This window comes from Hirschia baltica ATCC 49814, from assembly GCF_000023785.1.
GTDB classification, from domain to species: Bacteria; Pseudomonadota; Alphaproteobacteria; order Caulobacterales; family Hyphomonadaceae; genus Hirschia; species Hirschia baltica.
Genome location: NC_012982.1, coordinates 1,316,635 through 1,331,444, shown reverse-complemented (window position 1 = coordinate 1,331,444; position 14,810 = coordinate 1,316,635). Strand labels below are relative to the sequence as shown.

Here is a 14,810-nt window from a genome sequence, read left to right as displayed (position 1 = left end):
AAATGGAAGCAATTCTATTTAAATTTCAATAGAAGTTGTTGCTGGATACCCATAAAGGCCGTCAATTCCCATTTGTCTGACTTCAATATAGATTATCCCTTTTTCAGGGAAATCAATATCTATCAGATCATTCGTGTATAAAAATTGTGTATCATCTAGTTTCCATTCACGAACAGCACTTCCGTCGTGATAAACAATCACTTGAAAATCTAAATCAGCCTCCAGCGGCACGTCCGCTTGCCCCCAGACGTCCCCATCACTGCGCGCTCTTTGCGTCCAAGACAAACTTATCCCTTCCTCTCCAAGCAAAGCTCTCAAATGACATGGCCGCCATTGGGTAAATGTTTTTTTCTGCCAGATAAACCCACCATCAACAGGCTCATCAGACAAAATACTCACACCATTCGCTCTCCAAAAAATTTCCAGACCATTCTCATTATTTTTCAAATCCAAACGTGTTTCTCGTCCATCCAGAAAAATAATGTGACCATTGGGCTTTATCCCGCCAATTTGCTCAGAATCACTTCCTTGTTGCCCACGCAATAATCGACTGATTCTATATGTTCGCTCTGAAATTAGCTCTGCATTTTGAAACTGGATCAATTCCCATCCGTCTTCACATTCGATAAATGCAGCGTTGGCTCCATTTAAAACACCAAGGCGCGAAGCGTTTTCTAAAACGCCCCAATCCAATTTCAAATCAACAGATTGATCTAACCACCGCCCAGATGGACCGGCAGGCAAAGATGATAAGATCCGTCCCATTATGCTAGGGTAAGATAATGTTGCTCGTTCACTGAACAAATCCCCCTCAGCCCCAACTTCGATGGAGACATCACCGCCCCATGGGGTTGCGCTTATAAATACGAAAGGCCGCGCATCATTTTCCTGATCAGGCAAGGGCGGACCATCCACAATCACGATTTTAGGGCGCATTTTAAAAGCGGCTACTTTACCAACAATAGGTTGAGACCCTGCAAGGTTTTTCATTGGCTGCGCAGAATGCTGAAGCAATTGCAAAGACAGCTGATCACCCATGACAGTTTTTTCAACGGTCCACATCTCCGCATCATTGGTAAAATGCAGTATATCGCCAACTTCAATGTTGGCGAAACTCAAACTTGTCGACACCTGAGCCGATTTATTCGAAGCTACCAATTTTTGATTTAAATTGCTGACCAACCGACCGGCCATTCCATCATCAAGCGCGAGCGCCAAAGACACATCTTTGATGTCATCGCCTGAAACAATTTCAGATTCAGAAATTGCAATCGCAGGCATATAATCATTTGCTGCATCAATATATTTAAGACGCAGATTTATGGCTTCAGCTTCCATCGCTTTGCGCCGCCGCTCAAACATACCATCAGCAGTCTGAAATTCATCCAATTCCACCTGCCACTCATGCCGCTCACCATTGTCAAACTTCAGAAGATTATCACCATGATTGCAGCGCAAACCAAAAGCCGTTTTCAACGGCTCAAGACTATCGCGAATACTCAACGCATTATCGAGCTTATATCCACTCACCAACCCGACTAACCCTCTCGTATCAACATCAACATCCACGATTGATGTCAGATCATCAACAACATCCTTTAGCCAAGCCAGACCAACGCGCCCGTTCAGCCAATGGCCCACATTCCAGTTTGCGCCATCTCCCCACACATCATCGCGTTGAGGCCAAGCAGGAAAAGGCCGCGCATCCCATGCCCAAATCGATACACCATACTCATCGAGCATATCTTCGCTGCGCCAATAATTACAAAACGCCTCAATAGCCGTACGCTGCACCACATCATCGCGCGCGCCCGAAGAATAATGCGGCAAGGCATTCTCTGAGCTTTTAGGATCATAAAACACATTTGGCTGATTTGGGCCCATATCCACAGCAGAACACCCAAACTCCACAAATCTCACAGGCTTGCTGGCGGACAGCCATGGAGTAGGTTGCTCAGCTTTCACTCCACCCATTCGCGGATAATGCGCGTTTGCATGCCAGCCTCGAATATCTTTCTGACGATAAGTCCAATGCTCGCCATATCCGCCATCAAATATTGGCGTTCTTATTTGATCCGCGCGATCTTCATCATTGGCATAATACCAATCATAAGCTTCACCGCCTTCAATATTGACAGCAAGATAGGCAGGATCATGTATAGATTTCCACCCTGCCTCATTATCTGCGTGTCCTGAAGTTGGCCGCCAGTCTGCCATTGGCGGATACCAGTCCACACCGATGAAATCGATATCCTCACTCGCCCATAAAGCATCTAATGGAAAGTCGGTATCGTTCAAACCATCAGGCGGCACATAAGCGCCATATTCGGTCCAGTCTGCAGCGTAGGATAGCTTACACAAACCACCCACAATCGCGCGTACTTCTGCTGCCAATTGCACCATATGCCCCGCCATAGGATACACTCCTCGCGCCGAGCGTATCCGCGACAAGCCAATCATCTCCGAACCGATCAAAAATGCATGCACACCACCCGCACGTCGCACAAGGTCTGCGTAATGAAGAATGAACCGGCGATATCGCCAATCCTCAGCTCCCACATAGCCGCTTTGAGTATAATCAACCGCCGATGCTTGCCCAAAGAAAGCATCCACTTGCGTCGCTGCCTGCGCCGTCATATCCGCGCCATTAGAACAGGTGATACGACCCCGCCACGGAAACGCAGCTTGCTCCGCACTCCCATACGGATCAGCCAGGCCATTTCCCGCCGGTATATCCATAAACAAAAACGGATACAGCGTCACAGCAATCCCTCTAGCTTTTAGCGCAGCTATCGCTTGCAACACCGACGCATCATCGGGCGTGCCTCCATAATTGGACCGCCCTTCACCATCCTGACTAATCAGATAGGCCGTCCCGCGATGCATGCCCGCAACATGCCATTGCATCGGGGCCGTTTCCTTTTCACGTATCTCGACACCGGGCCGGATTGTGCATTGGCCACATCGCAAATCATCGCCAAACCACCCCACAATCAAATTGACATGTTTTAGATTTGGCAGGTCAGCAATGGCTTGTTCTAAGGACGCGATAAAATTTGCCTCGCCGCTTCCATTATGCATGTTCTCGGGCGTCTCTTCACCTTCACCAATCACTCGCCGCACGATCTGGCTTGCATACACAAACTCACCCGATCCCGGTATAAGATTGACCGATGTGATCGCATCTTCCATGCGTGCGATCTCATCCTCGCGGCGATCAGCACTTCGCATCACTTCAAATGAAAGCTGCGGCATACGCATGCCGTAGGCATCCAAAGGCAAGTCTTCAAATACAATATAAGCCAAGCCGCGATAGGCCGGTGCCACGCCTTCCACCGCTTCAATCAAAGCATCAGGCATTTGATCCAAACTGCCCGTATGCAATCGCCAATTTATTTGAGAGAGATCCATCTCCTCGCCATTGGCCCATATGCGAGACACACGGGAGACTTCCCTTTCACATAGCCCTACAGCAAAGCTCAGAGAATAGGTATAACTTGTCTGGCTTGGCCCGCCCTTACCCCCTTGCTTTTGCGTGTGCTCTTTAAACCGCGCCGCCCATATAACATTGCCGCCCAACCGCATACGTCCAAACACGCGTGGAATGCCTGCACCTTCTCGGCTTTCAGTGACATGCACATCATTGATACGCGGACCTTCCAGCCTCGGTGCAAAAATATAAGAATCGACCGCAGCCCCTGCCACGGCCCCAACAAACTGACCAATCGCAGCACCCGAGACTTGCTGCCCAAACACGGACACGCCATTGGGCAATAATGCCGAGCCAACGCTTTGGCCCAGTGTTGAAAAAACGAGCTGAGCCATAAGGGCGCTGCCTTTCTATTTTCGTGATTAGAAATTTGGAAATTGAAATGCCGCTGCAATACGGCGCGACCACCACGGCCCTAAATGCGTTTCAACAACGCTGCGCCCCCAATAGGCATGAATGATATTTGTGGCTTTGCCTTGCGAGACTTTGCTAACAATCGCCAGATGTTTTACCGGTGCGCCCAGCCCCATACGAAAAGCCAAAACATCACCAATCTGCGCACCTCCAATCGGTATTTCGATCAAGTGCCGACGTGCGGCTTCCAGCAAGGTTTCTTCTTGCAAATCTTCAGCCCAATTTGGCGTATAAGGCGGAGCCAATTCAGGTTCATCCCCAATCAATGCGCGCCACACACCGCGCACCAATCCAAGGCAATCACATCCAGCATGAAGACAGCTTGCCTGATGCTGATAAGGTGTACCTATCCATTTTCGCGCCTCTGCCACAATCAATGATGCATTTGCCATTAGCGAGCACCACCATCATTGATGCCATTCGCCGACGGTCCCGAAATGACCGCATCCATTCCCGGCAAATGCGGAAAACCTTGAAAATTGACTTGATTGGAAAACTTAGACTGACATGTCTCAAACGTTTTATCGCAAACGGCATCAGCATGAATGCCGCTAAGATCCACACCGCATCTCGCACTCCCCAAAGCCGCATCGCATTGCCCCGCATAGATGCGCCCGATACGTCGCTCAAGCTGCGCTTTCAAACACACGAGTTCGACATGAAAAGCCTGCGCTCCATGTGTGATCTCACCAAGATAACCAGACCAGACATGCATTTTCAGTTCTGGCATTTCCCAATCCACACGCCATACCGAAACAGACGCACCATCCCATAGCCCATTGGCCAAATCCGCTTGTGTTAGAAAATTGGCCGATAGCGCCCCATCACCCGAAACATAGCCAGGCGACAACTCGCTAGTATTGACGAAATTAACGCCGCTCAAAGCGCGATCTGGGTGATATTCAACGCCATCAATTTCCAGCAAACGATCATGATCACTCGCCCCAAAGACAGCGCCATCCTTTCGTTTAAATCTCCAACATAGACATGTTTTTGCAGCGCCGGTTTCAAGCCGGACGGCATATTCTTCATCTGTAATTTTCATGTATTTTTCTTCTAATCGATCAATTCGATAATCGGCGCAGATACCACGCGCCCAGCATTTAGATGATCTAGTGAGACAGCTAAAATATCTGTGTCAAAGCGCGCATGTAGATCAAATTCAAAACCTGCTGTGATGACGGTTTCATTGGTTGGCGCGATGTCGAATACTAACGCTTTTTCATCAGTATCATAATGCCAACCATCGTTTGTTTCTATCCCATCAAAACTCACGCGTATCGAAGATAAGACAGGTTTTAAGATAGACCTAGAAATGCTTTCACCACCGCTGTCATAGGTCTTAAGCAAGACAAACCGCGTTTGCGCCCCATCACCCACAGCAATCATTTGATCCAGTGGTGACACGTCTTCGCCCAATGCACATGATTTCCAATCTGTGATATCGCGAAACCGGAAAGAATGCAGCTTCCCGCGCCTTGCTTCAAAAAACGCGGTCAGCGTTTCTAAATCCTCATGCGATTGAATTGCCCCGCCAACATCCCAGCGCCGCCGGCTTCCAGCCCACAATCCATTTCGAAATTCTTTGCCCGAAGCCAATTGAGTAACCTGTGTTTTCCATTCAGGACCACCGGCAGCACCCAATGCAAATTTCATTGGCAGGCTAACATCATGAAATACACTCATGAAAAACGGCTCCCTTGCTGCACCAGCCCCGTCAACGCCTGTGCTAACTGACTAGAAGCTGCCCCAGATGATGAACCAACGCTTTGCTGTCCAATATTTTGCGTCTGAAGGCCCGCCAACACCTGCTTGAGCACCAGTTTGGCCATATCCAGCGCCAACTGTTCCGCCATATCCTTAAACTCAACTTCCCCCTGCGCCATGGCTCGCCGAATTTCAGTGCTCATCCTGATGCTTGCGCTATTTATAATTTCATCAATATCACTTTGAACGCGCAATCTTTGATCTTCATCCATCCTAAATTACCTCCAATGCAATTTCGCCAGCTGATTTTAGAATGATTGAAAAATCCAATTCTCCATCATGCTGGCCGCCATAATTGAGTTCGCTAATAAGAAATGCGCCGCGAATGATCGCAAAATCAGGAATAACTAACTCAAAATCCGGTGTTTCTAAGTCAAAGAAAGCAGCACTTAATCTCGCATCAGAGGCTGCATCCACAAACACACCTTCACCCGAAACATCCATTGATTTTTGACCGGCTCCCGCCATCAACTCGCGCCAGCCTGATGCCGATTCCACATGCGTTGCATCAATTCCAGGCGCACGAAACCTAAATTGCCGCTTACGAAGCCCTGCTAAGGTTTCGTAACTTTGGTCAGTATGATCCTTTCGGACGCGCAAAAGCACATCGCGCCCTTTATGAGCTGCCATATTCTGGTCTCCATTTTTGCTAATTTTCGGAATAAAACCACTATGTGACCTTTGAGGAACTTTCGCACCGCAACATTTCAGGTTACGCTTCAAAAAAACGAATAAGTGAGGAACCCCAAAATGAGCACAAACGAATTCAACTACACAATCTACATTGATGCTCCGCCGCAAAAAGTGTGGGATACGATCACAGAGCATGAAGGCCCACGAGATTGGTGGTCAGATACGCACATGCTCTCTACATTTAAATCAGGCTCAACCATCGTCTTTAGACGCGGTGAGAATGATGATGTTCAAGGAGAAGTCCTAGAATCCGAAGCGCCTCACAAACTCATCCACACATTCCGCGTTGGCGGTTTTGGGCCCATGTATCATGAAGGTGTTTCACTTGTGACCTTCCAGATAGAAACCAATGGACCTTCCACAATGCTCACTGTGAAACATCAGGGTTTCCCCGATAATTCTGCTGTTCTCAAAGGTGTCTCCAAAGGCTGGCCAGCTATCTTGTCATCGATGAAATCATATATCGAAACCGGTAAAGCCCTGCGCTATGCTGATTGGGGTGACCGCATCGAACAATCAAAAGTTCAAGACGATAGACCCGCAAACAAAGACAATTTCCAAGTTATCTAAGTCTAGTTAATCCAAGGGTGTTGTGCGTGCCTTGATGCGCACAACACTTTTAAACGTTTGCTGATCTCGCAGCATTAGCGAATCTGAAAACGCCACATAACACCACACCAGATTATGCCCCTGCAAAACCAGCGCAGCATCATCAAGTATGCTCTGCACAAGGCTCACTGCATCCCGCGCACCAGCGCGACCACCCCAACGCGTCATCACCTGCAAATCAATCACATGGTCCTGAATAATCACGCCAGATGCATTAGCTGGGCGCACTTCATGCTGCCCAATCACCAAATAGGGATAGGCTGGTTTTGCTCCGCCCAAATCACCCAAAATACGCGGCTTTGAACCAAATACTTCTTGTATCTGCGAGTGTTCTTTTAGCGCAGCCAACACAGCATCTTGCAATGCCCGCTCTGCACCCGTCAACAAAGATGAGCTCATAACGAAACCCTCCGCCACGGCGCAAGCAAGACCGCCACATCTTGGGATAAGTCCGCACCGTTTTCCCCGCGCGCATAGCTTTCCGCCACCAGCAATTTGACCGCCAATTTCAGATCCGCCGGCACATCGCTATCATTGGGTCCAAAGCCCGCTATCAACGTGATCTCAATGCCCGTTTCAGCAAAAGGCAGTATCGCCCCGCGAAACTTCAAAATGTCCGGCTTTGCCTTTTGCAGAACAAATCGCTCTGTATGATTCACACCATCCACCATCACACTCTCAATGCTGGAAACCGGACCGATAGGCAAAATCAGCTTATGAGTATCGCGGATATTGAGCGGCCAACACGGCACGCTTAGCTTCACAGTCCTCTCAACAAGGCACAGCCCCGTTTCTGCCTCCACGCGCGCCCGCGCCGAAGCAATCAGGGCGGATACAGACGTATCCTCTCCCTCATAATCAATCCGCAAAAAAGCCTTCGCCGCAGATAAAGCCACGGGTTCGCTCGCAGGCGGAAGCTGCGTCGTTATATGCATTGGAATAACCCTATTTTCTGTTAGAATTTAAATGACAGGCATAAGAATGCCGTTCGGCATTGCGCCTCAGGAGGCCCGATTGTTATGATTTCAACGTTAAGCCCGTTCACACTTTTCCTCGCCAAAGCGTTCGGCGCATACATGCTGCTCGCTGGCTTATCTTTTTTCACATTCAAAGACCGCTGGGTAAAATTGCTGGATGATCTGCAAGCCAATACAGCACTCGTTTATGTCACAGGCGTGCTCGTTTTTGCGCTAGGTTGCGGCCTCGTCTACAGCCATAATATCTGGGTAGACCCGCTTGCCATCATCATCTCGATCATCGCATGGGCTGCGTTAGTCGAAGGCGCACTCTTCATCGCTATTCCAGAAATTTTCTTGAAATATTCATTCTCATTGCTACGCCCTGCCACCTACACACCCTTCGCCATTTTCGCGATACTCGCTGGCCTTGCATTGCTGATTTGCGGCTTTACCGGTGTCGCTGGCACTTTGCCGTCAGCTTGATTTGGACAAGAAAAAACCCGCCTGATCGGGCGGGTTAAAACATCAACTTTTGCGCTGCGTGAGACATCTCTCGCGGCGTTATTTTTGCTCGTCAGGATGCTTATCAATCACCAAAGCCAGCACACCAATGGATAGGATCATGCCCATGACAACAAAAGCAAGTGTTTGTGTATCCATTGTTAAATCTCATTACCTTTTAGATTGAAGAAATTCGACATACTTGTTCAACTCAGACCGAAGACTTGGTTTCAAACCACTCCAGATCTCGATATGCTTAAGTAATGCTGCCTGTTCCACCGTTGACAGACTTCGCCAAAGGTCAACAAGATCAAAAAATGACTTTTCTTGGCGCAAAACAGATTTGTCACCTTCACCCGTAACCAACCACTCAACGCTAGTTTGCAATACTGGTGCTAACTTTACTAGCCTATCAGATGATGGAGTAGTTGTTTTCTTAAATAAATCCGGCAAATAAATAGGACCTAAACCGGCTTCTATCGAGGCAGCAGCCTGCGTCTTGCCCAACTCTTTTAATCTTTGCCGAATTCTGTCTCTCATATCCATAAAATCATCCCCCACATTCAATATGAACATGAGAGATGAAATTCTATGTTTAAGTCAACGTTTAAAACGTCATCACTTTGATCGCGTCAAAATTCTGTACGCCGCCGCCCACACGTTTGGTCGTATAGAACAACACATATGGTTTGGCAGAATAAGGGTCACGCAGCACACGCGCGCCCTGACGATCGACAATAAGATAACCTTTGCGGAAATCCCCAAAAGCAATCGCCGCATTGCCTTCGCCAATATCAGGCATGTCCTCGATTTCAGTGACAGGATAACCCATCACACTCGCAGGCTCACCGCCCATTGCTGGCCGCCATGCATATTGCCCATTGCTATCCTTTAGCTTGCGCAAGGCCGATAGCGTGCGCCTATTCATGACAAACCGCCCATTGGCGCGATATTGCGCTTTAGGTGCGTAGATAAGATCAATCAACGCATCGGCCGGCATGGTGCTAGCAAAACCACCCGTACCACCCGACGCCACCGATCCAATCTCACCCCACACATAGGACGCATTATCGCTGATCGTATAATCGAGAAAACCCTTGGGTTTATTGCTCCCATCACCGGTAACAAAGGCAGCACTTTCCTGCGCTGAAAACGCACCCTCCACCTCATCTGCCAGCCATTCATCAATGTCGGCATAGGCATCATCCAGCAGGCTTTGCGTCGCTGCTGGCATGGCGTAAAGCTCCGCTGCTGGAAACTCCAGCAAGTCCAGCGATGGCGCGGTTGTTTCAGCGCGTGCACCCGTCTCGCTCACCCACGCACCTTGCGCGCCAAGCCCCACAGGTTTCTTAAACACCATGGCCGATGTTTGGCGCACAGATGCGATCTGACGCATAGGGCTAGCAGCCGTTAAGCGTGCTTCAATCAAGCGGTCCAGCTCGGCGGGTGCCACATAGCCCCCTTGCGCATCTGTGGCCTGCGTTAAGGCTTTTGTATCAAGGCGCGCAAGGCCTGAATCATCGCCCGAACGTAGGTAACCATCCCATGCAGATTTATGCTCTGTATGAAGGCGAGAATCTTGTCCGCCCACATTTGGACGCGCACCTTCCAGCGCCATACGGTCAAGGCGATTTTGTTGCTTCTCAAGCGCGCTTTCAATACGCCCCAATTTTTCGTCAAAGAGAGGGTCTGCGACGCCGCGTTTTTCAATCTCTGTAAGGCGTGCATCATTTGTCTCCTTCAGCGCCTCAAAGGCTGTCATTATCTGCGCAGAAACCGCGCGCAATTCCTCGTTTGCACCTGCATTCGCAGCTGCACCCATTTTTGTTTCCAATGTCATTAATTACCCTTCACATGGTAGATTTGGGCAAGGCAGGTTTTGGTTATCCCAAAACGCGCCAATACCCACCTATTGGCTTGCAGGAATCACCCGCAAAACCATGAAATACGCATCCGATAAGAAGCGTTTCCATATTCTTATAAATTATACGGCTGATTCAATAGTTTAGCTATCTTCACGCGGCAGAAAACGCTCACCAAAAGCAAGGCCGCCCGCGATAACACCAAACCCAACGATAAGCAGCATCAACGCCCAGAAAATCTTTCCTAGAATAGACAGGAATACCCATGCCGCTACCAAAGCGATAGCACCCATATAGCATTGCTTTTTTGTCAGTGAGATTTTGCTTTTTCCAAACTGAATAACAATGCGGTTTTTCCCTTTAGGAAACACCCGCAAGATACGCCGCCTTAATAGGTATAAAACAATGCCCGCTAGCATCAGAAAAAACATCAGTTTCAGGTCCACACCCATAAACTGAAGCACCAGCAATCCCAGCAAAGCAGCAGGCAAAACTACGCGCCAATTCTCGATCAGAAACGACCCGTAAAATTGCTTTTTCCTGGCTGGCATTCGCACATATCCATTATGGTTAATCCATCCAGCCTAACTCTCACATTTTGACTTATCCATCAACCTTGCAAGACTATTTGCCGTGGCGTGAATACAGCCAGAATATAGTGAGCAGCATAAGCGGTATCACAACCAATAAAACTGATGAGATCATTGCATTCTCTCCCTTTCATCGGCGCGTAAAGTTAACACCTCCGCACCTGTTTTTGTCACAGCAATTGTGTGTTCAAATTGGGCAGATAGCTTTCTGTCATTTGTGACAACTGTCCATCCATCATCCAAGGTCGAGACCAGACGCGTGCCTAAATTGACCATCGGCTCCACCGTAAAAACCATGCCTTCACGCAGTTTCAATCCGGTGCCGCGTCGACCAAAATTCAGCACTTGTGGCTCTTCATGCATTTGCCGGCCAATGCCATGCCCGCAATAATCACGCACGACCGAACAACCGTTTTTCTTAGCATGGTTGGAAATTGCAAAACCAACATCTCCCAGAGTGGCTCCGGGACGCACAGCCTCAATACCCTTCCACATTGCCGCTTGCGCAATCCGCACCAAACGCCGCGCCGCAGACGAAGCATTTCCGATCACATATGTCTTACTTGAATCGGCGATGAAACCATTCTTCTCCAGCGTGATATCCAGATTGATAATGTCGCCATCTTTGATGATTTCATTCTCGCTGGGCACACCGTGACACACCACATGATTGATCGAGCAATTGAGCACATATTTAAACCCATATTGCCCCTTGCTCGCCGGACGCGCCTGCAATTCATCTGTGATAAAACGCTCCACAAGATCATTGATCTGCATGGTCGACATGCCAATCATATCTATCTGATCCAGCATCTTAAAAACCGACGCCAGCAGTTTTCCTGAGATACGCATCAACGCCAATTCGTCAGGTGTTTTCACCATCTCAGGCAAGCTCGATTTCTGGCAATGGTATTTGAACGGCTTCCATCTGCATTTTCACAATATCATTAAACGTCATGGTTGGATTAGCTTCTGCAAGCATCCCCATTTTTATCCAAAATTCCGCCTGCGCATTGATAGAACGACACATCACACTGCTGGCTTTGCGCACGTCCTCGTGCAGCTCTTCATCTATTTTCACAATGCCCATCTGCGTCTCCTAAAACCTATCAATATACGAAACATATATGATATGTATATATTTCGTCAATCACGCTTAAGCTGCAATCGAAACAGATTTTCCAACCACTCCAAATCTCGCCTTGGGTGCCATTGGTGTTGTCACCAAAGACACTTCACGCAAATCAACCTTATTGAGACAACGCCCCACACCCACATTTGGTTTCCAATCTCCGGCAATAAATCCAATCGACAACCCATCCAATAATTTATTGCCCATCAATTTCAGCGCCATTTTGCCCGCCGGCAGAGATGGATCAATCAGGCCGCGCATAAACAATCCCTTGCCGTCCTCACGCGCGCGAATCCAGCGACCCGCAATCTTGCCGCCCTTATGTTGCAGCAGCATGGGTATATTGGTTTTTAGCCCAGAGAGTGACCGCGCAAATGCACCCGCACGCACAATATCTCCGGCAAGATCTGGTTCGCCAAATATGCTGGCATAGCCTTCAATTAATATCTCCTCATTCATGCGCGCTTACCTTTGCTTCAATCCGGTCAAGCTGACGCCGCGCCGCACTCATCTCTGCTTCCAAACGCGCAAGCCGCTCTGCCACAGGGCGTTGCTCAATGAGCTGCCCCTCAACCGATTTAAGCCGCTGCGCCGCTGCCCCAGTCCACATCAAAGCCGCCACCAATTGCAGCCCAATCGTCACGATCACACCAAGGGTGAGTTTACGGTCAAAGCTCATACCTCACCCCGCTTTGTTACAGGCGGTAAACCGGCAAGCTCGCGCTTCTCATCATCGCTGATATAGCTTGCATTCTCCAGTCGCGCCCACAGCGCATCTCGCTCGGATGTCAGGGCAGTAATGCTCTCAAGGTCAGGACGCAGCTCTATGCGCCCCTGCGAGCGCACGGACAGCCAGTTAGACAAGCTTCGTCCAGCCTTCTCCACCAATGGCAACACCGTTAAACGCCAGAAAGCCATATTGGCTTCCTTATAATTGGAATAGGTGTTGTCGCCAGGAATACCCAGCATCATGGGCGGCACACCAAAGGCCAAGGCAATCTCACGCGCTGCATCATGGCGCGCAGCGATAAAGTCCATATCCGCAGGCGTCAGGCTCATGGGCTTCCAATCCAAACCACCCTCAAGCAGCATAGGTCGCCCTGCATTGCTCGCTCCCGTATGCAATTCCTCAAGCTCTTGTTTCAGCCGTGAAAATTGCTCAGGCGTCATACGATCCCCGCCCTTACCATATACCAAAGCACCCGATGGCCGCGCCGAATTATCAATCAACGCCTTGGCCCACGCCGCGCCCGCATTATGCACATCCACCGCCTTGCCAGCTGCTTCCAATGGCGCAAGCCCGTCATGATCATGCAATGGGTGAAACAGCTTAAAGTGCAGCACAGGCGACCAGCCATCCGCCTCGCGCATAAAACGCTTACCCATACGGTCCACTTTGTAATTCCACCCAAGCGGCCAACCATGCGCGCCAATAATCGGCGTCACCCGATCAGGCCGCAGCGTATATATCTGACGCGGCAATTGCGGCTGCGCGCCATCATCCAGCACCACACCATGCAGATAGGCATTGCCATTGGTTTGCAGATGGCCGTAAAACGCTTCCATCAACTCAATACCCGATTGTTCAGGATTTGGATTATCCAGCAGAGCAAGCGCATCCTCGCCGCCCTCACTTGCCTTCCAGCGCACGCCTGCCGCCGCTTCGGCAATCAAGCGCACACAGCGATATCCGATGGCATTATTGACCATGCCTTCACGCGCCAACGAGATTTTATCCCGCGTCCAGCGCGCCGTGCCCAGTTGCGATAAGGCAACAAAAGGCACGCCCGAAGCTTTCGCCTCACGCGTTTTAAATGGAAACATAAGTCTCCCCTCCGATTTTATGATTTTAGCTAGCTAATTAAAGTGTACGATACTAAGAAAATCCAAAGCTGTCATAGTGATCTATAACGGATGGTATAAGGTTTCCATACCAAACATATCCAAGGTTGGTTGCTTCAAGCTTTTTACTTTGCAATCGTCCAGCATAGATACCAATAAATTCAAAGTAGACAGACTTTTCTAAATTTCCTGTTTTTTCATTTCTAAACAGAGGGCCGGTTTCTCTACGAAAGACTGGAGACCCAGACATCCCTTCAGTGACAGCAGCATCTATTAAAAATACAGGTCGTCCATCAACTCCAAAAGAAGTTTCACTCGCAATGGTTCCTCTTTTCCAGACTGGTACTCGCGCACCGTCGGAATTATTCAATGGATACCCGAGAACAAAACAATCATCTCCAACATTTGAAATCAATTTTTCAAAATCATTTTCGTTCAAATGCCCTGAAAATTTATCTGCCCCAACAAATCCTTTTCGATCATTATCACGAGTTACAACAAGCCCGTTTGAGATATGAACTCCCCAAACATCAATTGCAGTACCATTTTCTTTCACAGGCGTTCCAAGAATGGTCTGCATCCCCTCATCAAACTCCAGTATCCATTGGCGACGACGCAAAGCAACTGTTTTGCCTTTGAAATTTAATTCTAAACCGTAGAAACGAAGTTGTGCAGGAATAAAAGCTTTCCTATTTAACTGCTCTGTTATTGCATTCATGCCGGACAGAACATGCCAATTCGTTATCAGAAAAGTTCTGTTTCCATGCCTCCAAAAAAAACCAGTAGCAGTTGATATTACTTCCTCATTGCCGTCGTTAGAAATCAGCTCAATCGGTGTCGTGCAGAAGCTAATACCTTGCAGGTAGCTACCGTTAAAATTACTCGTAGCCCTTTCTACATCAGCGTTTTCTACGTTTCCGTATCTAAGAACGTCGTCAACCATTTGATTCC

Annotated in this window: 19 protein-coding genes; 2 read left to right on the top strand and 17 right to left on the bottom strand. The window is 48.7% G+C overall.

Features of this window, described 5'->3' with window-relative positions:
• Nucleotides 1-18: 18 nt before the first annotated feature.
• Genes HBAL_RS06325 through HBAL_RS06300 form a run of 6 tightly spaced genes read right to left on the bottom strand, consistent with a single transcriptional unit; the run spans nucleotide 19 to nucleotide 6,301 of the window.
• A complete protein-coding gene (locus tag HBAL_RS06325; protein WP_015827109.1) occupies nucleotides 19-3,825 on the bottom strand; it encodes a baseplate multidomain protein megatron in 3,807 nt (1,268 codons plus the stop codon).
• 27 nt (nucleotides 3,826-3,852) lie between these two features.
• Nucleotides 3,853-4,296: a C40 family peptidase gene (locus HBAL_RS06320; protein ID WP_015827108.1), complete on the bottom strand. Its 444-nt coding sequence runs from the start codon at nucleotides 4,294-4,296 to the stop codon at nucleotides 3,853-3,855.
• Nucleotides 4,296-4,949, bottom strand: a complete 654-nt coding sequence (locus HBAL_RS06315; RefSeq protein WP_015827107.1) for a DUF2163 domain-containing protein — start codon at nucleotides 4,947-4,949, stop codon at nucleotides 4,296-4,298. Before HBAL_RS06315 ends, HBAL_RS06320 begins: the two co-directional genes overlap by 1 nt.
• Nucleotides 4,950-4,960: 11 nt before the next feature.
• Nucleotides 4,961-5,590 carry a DUF2460 domain-containing protein gene (locus HBAL_RS06310; RefSeq protein WP_015827106.1) on the bottom strand — a complete coding sequence of 210 codons (630 nt, stop codon included), beginning with the start codon at nucleotides 5,588-5,590 and terminating at the stop codon, nucleotides 4,961-4,963.
• Nucleotides 5,587-5,883, bottom strand: coding sequence for a hypothetical protein (locus HBAL_RS06305; RefSeq protein WP_015827105.1), 297 nt, complete (start codon nucleotides 5,881-5,883; stop codon nucleotides 5,587-5,589). The genes HBAL_RS06310 and HBAL_RS06305 overlap by 4 nt, the downstream gene beginning before the upstream one ends.
• 1 nt (nucleotide 5,884) lies before the next feature.
• Nucleotides 5,885-6,301 (bottom strand): phage major tail protein, TP901-1 family, encoded by a 417-nt coding sequence (locus HBAL_RS06300; RefSeq protein ID WP_015827104.1) that lies wholly within the window; start codon nucleotides 6,299-6,301, stop codon nucleotides 5,885-5,887.
• Between the two features lie 120 nt (nucleotides 6,302-6,421).
• On the opposite strand from HBAL_RS06300, the gene HBAL_RS06295 reads away from it, so the two are divergent.
• Nucleotides 6,422-6,934 (top strand): SRPBCC family protein, encoded by a 513-nt coding sequence (locus tag HBAL_RS06295; protein WP_015827103.1) that lies wholly within the window; start codon nucleotides 6,422-6,424, stop codon nucleotides 6,932-6,934.
• Nucleotides 6,935-6,940: 6 nt separating this feature from the next.
• On the opposite strand, the gene HBAL_RS06290 is transcribed toward HBAL_RS06295, so the two are convergent.
• Nucleotides 6,941-7,372, bottom strand: a complete 432-nt coding sequence (locus HBAL_RS06290) for a DUF3168 domain-containing protein (RefSeq protein ID WP_015827102.1) — start codon at nucleotides 7,370-7,372, stop codon at nucleotides 6,941-6,943.
• Nucleotides 7,369-7,908 (bottom strand): head-tail connector protein, encoded by a 540-nt coding sequence (locus HBAL_RS06285; protein ID WP_015827101.1) that lies wholly within the window; start codon nucleotides 7,906-7,908, stop codon nucleotides 7,369-7,371. Before HBAL_RS06285 ends, HBAL_RS06290 begins: the two co-directional genes overlap by 4 nt.
• Nucleotides 7,909-7,992: 84 nt before the next feature.
• Between HBAL_RS06285 and HBAL_RS06280 the strand changes: the two genes are divergently transcribed.
• Complete coding sequence (locus HBAL_RS06280; RefSeq protein WP_015827100.1) at nucleotides 7,993-8,415, top strand: hypothetical protein; 423 nt, start codon at nucleotides 7,993-7,995, stop codon at nucleotides 8,413-8,415.
• A gap of 189 nt (nucleotides 8,416-8,604) precedes the next feature.
• Here the strand turns inward: HBAL_RS06280 and HBAL_RS06275 are convergent, their stop codons facing one another.
• From HBAL_RS06275 to HBAL_RS06235, 9 genes are all read right to left on the bottom strand, one after another.
• Nucleotides 8,605-8,979, bottom strand: a complete 375-nt coding sequence (locus tag HBAL_RS06275; RefSeq protein WP_015827098.1) for a helix-turn-helix domain-containing protein — start codon at nucleotides 8,977-8,979, stop codon at nucleotides 8,605-8,607.
• Nucleotides 8,980-9,040: 61 nt separating this feature from the next.
• Nucleotides 9,041-10,273, bottom strand: a complete 1,233-nt coding sequence (locus HBAL_RS06270) for a phage major capsid protein (protein ID WP_015827097.1) — start codon at nucleotides 10,271-10,273, stop codon at nucleotides 9,041-9,043.
• A gap of 165 nt (nucleotides 10,274-10,438) precedes the next feature.
• Nucleotides 10,439-10,846: a hypothetical protein gene (locus tag HBAL_RS06265; protein WP_015827096.1), complete on the bottom strand. Its 408-nt coding sequence runs from the start codon at nucleotides 10,844-10,846 to the stop codon at nucleotides 10,439-10,441.
• 150 nt (nucleotides 10,847-10,996) lie between these two features.
• Nucleotides 10,997-11,767 carry a type I methionyl aminopeptidase gene (map, locus tag HBAL_RS06260; RefSeq protein WP_015827095.1) on the bottom strand — a complete coding sequence of 257 codons (771 nt, stop codon included), beginning with the start codon at nucleotides 11,765-11,767 and terminating at the stop codon, nucleotides 10,997-10,999.
• A gap of 1 nt (nucleotide 11,768) precedes the next feature.
• Nucleotides 11,769-11,975, bottom strand: coding sequence for a ParD-like family protein (locus HBAL_RS06255; protein WP_015827094.1), 207 nt, complete (start codon nucleotides 11,973-11,975; stop codon nucleotides 11,769-11,771).
• A gap of 66 nt (nucleotides 11,976-12,041) precedes the next feature.
• The gene (locus tag HBAL_RS06250) at nucleotides 12,042-12,476 is read right to left on the bottom strand and encodes an HK97 family phage prohead protease (RefSeq protein ID WP_015827093.1); all 435 of its coding nucleotides are present in this window, start codon (nucleotides 12,474-12,476) and stop codon (nucleotides 12,042-12,044) included.
• Nucleotides 12,469-12,696: a hypothetical protein gene (locus tag HBAL_RS06245; RefSeq protein WP_015827092.1), complete on the bottom strand. Its 228-nt coding sequence runs from the start codon at nucleotides 12,694-12,696 to the stop codon at nucleotides 12,469-12,471. The genes HBAL_RS06250 and HBAL_RS06245 overlap by 8 nt, the downstream gene beginning before the upstream one ends.
• Nucleotides 12,693-13,841, bottom strand: coding sequence for a phage portal protein (locus tag HBAL_RS06240; RefSeq protein WP_015827091.1), 1,149 nt, complete (start codon nucleotides 13,839-13,841; stop codon nucleotides 12,693-12,695). Before HBAL_RS06240 ends, HBAL_RS06245 begins: the two co-directional genes overlap by 4 nt.
• Before the next feature lie 52 nt (nucleotides 13,842-13,893).
• The gene (locus tag HBAL_RS06235; protein ID WP_015827090.1) at nucleotides 13,894-14,802 is read right to left on the bottom strand and encodes a S1 family peptidase; all 909 of its coding nucleotides are present in this window, start codon (nucleotides 14,800-14,802) and stop codon (nucleotides 13,894-13,896) included.
• Between the last annotated feature and the right edge of the window lie 8 nt (nucleotides 14,803-14,810).